Here is a 903-nt window from a genome sequence, read left to right on the forward strand (position 1 = left end):
GTTAGGCACAATACGAAAAAACACTAATTTCCAAATTGAAAGACATTTCTAAAATATTTTATTTCGGACTATTAATCTCACTTTCCAATTGCGGAATCGGAGAATGGGATGTTGAGTTATACCAACAAAGAATACCAAATTCATCTAAAGTGATATATGAATATGATGCTTGGGGCGGAAGAGACTCACATACTTCAGGAATAGTTTTGATGGATTCAATCGAAAAGTTTAAAGTAAACTCTTCTAGAAAATTACCAATTTCTTACTTTTCAGCACTTCCGAATAAAAATCGGATAAAGTCAATAGAATTAAAAAAGGCTGTAAACAATGATGAGATAACTTTAGATAAAATTGACAGTAAAAAATTAAATAATTCAGGAATCGATATTGTGGTAGATTACTATGAAAAATATTCTGGTTATTCTAATGCAGCTTGCCTTTTAAACAAATACGAATTTGAGAGTTTTAAAGAGACTAATGATAGTTTATTCATTTATGGTCTAGATGAAAAGTTTGGTAAAAATCTAAAAGATAAAAATTCAGTTAGTTTTCAAAAAGGAAACATTAAACTGATTACTGATGAAAATGGAAAAATTTTTCGTGTTGTAATTAAAGAACTCTTTAAAGACAATGCAACAAAGTTTAAATACAAAAAAGGAACAGCGGAAATAACCGAAAAAATTACTGACAGCCCAGTTATTTGCTTTAGAGTCTATTATTTTCTTCCTAAAAAAGAAATCTATGAATCAGAATTTTCCGATTACGGAATTTATAAACGTGTGAAATAAAGTACTGTGCCTAACAACGTATATAGCTCATAGCTAATGAGTTGCTTAATCGAAGTTAAGGTATATTTGGAAATTCGCCAAATTTTTAAATTTGACGATTTCCAATAAAAAAGAT

At 28.7% G+C, this 903-nt stretch carries 1 protein-coding gene; it reads left to right on the forward strand.

What is annotated here, in order from left to right:
- The first annotated feature begins 35 nt into the window (after positions 1–35).
- Complete coding sequence (locus F6U93_RS14425) at positions 36–788, forward strand: hypothetical protein (protein ID WP_150940932.1); 753 nt, start codon at positions 36–38, stop codon at positions 786–788.
- Positions 789–903 lie beyond the last annotated feature (115 nt).

It is taken from the genome of Pseudotamlana haliotis, from assembly GCF_008806375.1.
Lineage (GTDB): Bacteria > Bacteroidota > Bacteroidia > Flavobacteriales > Flavobacteriaceae > Pseudotamlana > Pseudotamlana haliotis.